This window comes from Microcoleus sp. B3-A4 (genome assembly GCF_036705385.1).
GTDB lineage: Bacteria > Cyanobacteriota > Cyanobacteriia > Cyanobacteriales > Microcoleaceae > Microcoleus.
Map to the genome: position 1 here is coordinate 1 of NZ_JAUBUI010000194.1, position 2,168 is coordinate 2,168.

Consider the following 2,168-nt stretch of genomic DNA (forward strand, 5'->3'; position numbering starts at 1 on the left):
TTTTGGCTGGCATACATTATAACTAATGAGCGCTTATTCTATATTTATATTATACAATCTAGCTGCGTATCAGCTTACTGCAGGCAATCTGCTACGATTAATTTAACCCCTGGACGTGTTGCTCAATCAATGTTGTCGCTTTTAGTTGACATTGGTACTCCCGCAAAAATGCCTAAACAGATGGGAAAATCCCCCGGCTGGGAAAAAGAAAGGGTACGGACGGTAGCACCGCGATATCCCACTGTGAAAAAACGGGTTTCTCGACGTAAAAAGTCTTCAAGATTACTTATTTAATCTTCTCCCTCTTGAGTTTTTGAGTAACAGCTTGCCGGATATTCAAAGGCGGCTACTTTTGGCTGCAATCATTTTTTAGTCTAAACTACAGTGACCATAAAGCCCGAAAAATTAGGCGGGAATAAATTTTTAGGACTGGGATTTTTCAAGCATTCCCAGTGCAGCGATTCAGATGGGCGGAATATGCGCTAAAGAGCGCACAAAAACTGTCGCAGTTGGACACCGATCGCCTCCAGAGAAAAATGAGTTTCCACCCGAATGCGAGCGCACTTGCCCAACTCCCGCCCCCATGCCCGATCGTCTACAAGCCGCCCGATCGCCCCTGCCAAAGCTGTTGCATCCTCACGGGGCACAACAATCCCGCCATCAGCTTCGCCCCCCTCGAAAATATCCGGCACTCCAGGTGCGTCAGCAGCCACAACGGGCAACCCGCAAGCCATCGCCTCCAACGGTGCCACCGGAAACCCCTCATGCCGAGAAGGCAAAGTATAAACGTCAGCAGCCGAGAGGTACTGTCGCATCAAAGCGCGATCGCGCACGTATTCATTCACCCAAACAATGCCCGAAAGCTGCATCTGAGCGAGTCGCTGGCTCAATTCCTCCGCGTCGCTACCAGTCCCCACCAGCAACAGTCGCAAATCTCGGCCTGGGCGATCGCTGCATACCCGCTGCCAAGCTTCCAGCAAAATATCTAACCCCTTGCGGCGGATGTCAATCCGCCCGTGACAGGCGACAATTTCAGAATTACTGGGAAAACCCAGCAGTTCTCGAGCTTCCCCGCGATCCATTGGCTGCCACAGTTCCAAATCCAGGGGGTTAAAAATGCGGGCAATCTTGGCAGGAGGCACACCATAGCGACTTTGCACGCGCTCCACCTCGGTTTGGGAAGCAATAATTAAACCGGCGCTCGCTTTGAGGGCGATCGGGCGCGACAAGCCTTCCCAAGGACTAACCTGAAAATCGCCCCCCTGAAACGTAGCAAAAACAGGCAGCCCCATTTGCCACCCCAACCAAGTGCAAGCGTCGAAGCGCGGATACTCGTATTCTTGACAGAGAATCGCTTGGCAGTTTTCCCGTCGCAGTTCGGCCGCCAGGAACCCCAACGGTGTCGCCAGGTAAGGAGCCACGCTTTTCACCCCGGTCAACACCAGGCGACGGATGCCTCGAACCTCTCCAAACATATCCTGAACTGTCCACCCTTGAGGGTTGACCATCTGACGGCGGACAGCTTGGTAAAGTTGAGGTGCCGGCAGGGCGCAGATTGTTGCTCCTGTGTCTTTGTGCGTGTAGCGCACGGGTTCCGTTACGCTGCCGGAAATACAAAATAGGACTGTCCGCACCCCCACTCGTCGCAGCGCTTCAATGTAGCCAAACATCCAGCCGCCCGTCATTTCGTTGCATAAAGCTTCAAAGGAAACCCCGATGGTATCTAAAAAATCTTCGATTAAATCGCCCCAGTGCAGGAGGGCGATCGTGGCTTCTGGTGGTCTACTCATTGTTTACTGTTTTTCTAATTTTATTGACTAACGAATTCTAATCTCCTGACTGAGGTTGTTTGCGTTCGTAAAATCCTAAGCTGTTCAGCATCTAAGACGCATATTGTATAGTACAATATAATGATATTTATAAAAAGTCAATGCCTACTAAAAACTTCCTCAATTCCGAGACAAAGGAAACTCTGCAACAAGCATTAAAAGAGCATGAACATCCAGACATTAGGCAAAGAGCCCTAATTTTCTTGTTGCTAAATAACGGAAATACACAAGCTGAAACTGCTTAATTAATAGGATGTTTTCTCAGGGTAAGCTCATCTAATTTGGTATAAATTGTACTTGACAATGACTCAAATGAGTGATCTTAAGTCCAGTCGCGCT

3 protein-coding genes are annotated in these 2,168 nt (G+C 49.4%); 2 read left to right on the forward strand and 1 reads right to left on the reverse strand.

Annotated features, from left to right (window positions below; all coding sequences use genetic code 11):
* Positions 1-294 (forward strand): hypothetical protein (locus QUB33_RS29245; protein WP_333358118.1); only part of this gene is annotated, 294 nt, incomplete at its 5' end.
* 188 nt (positions 295-482) lie between these two features.
* Here the strand turns inward: QUB33_RS29245 and QUB33_RS29250 are convergent.
* Positions 483-1,790, reverse strand: coding sequence for a glycosyltransferase family 4 protein (locus tag QUB33_RS29250; protein ID WP_333358122.1), 1,308 nt, complete (start codon positions 1,788-1,790; stop codon positions 483-485).
* 140 nt (positions 1,791-1,930) lie between these two features.
* Here QUB33_RS29250 and QUB33_RS29255 point away from each other — a divergent pair, with 140 nt between their 5' ends.
* Positions 1,931-2,074: a hypothetical protein gene (locus tag QUB33_RS29255; RefSeq protein WP_333358125.1), complete on the forward strand. Its 144-nt coding sequence runs from the start codon at positions 1,931-1,933 to the stop codon at positions 2,072-2,074.
* Positions 2,075-2,168 lie beyond the last annotated feature (94 nt).

Bases quoted from the DNA above. Each gene is read 5' to 3' on its own strand.
- QUB33_RS29250 (WP_333358122.1), bottom strand. From the start codon at position 1,790: ATGAGTAGACCACCAGAAGCCACGATCGCCCTCCTGCACTGGGGCGAT.
- QUB33_RS29255 (WP_333358125.1), top strand. From the start codon at position 1,931: ATGCCTACTAAAAACTTCCTCAATTCCGAGACAAAGGAAACTCTGCAA.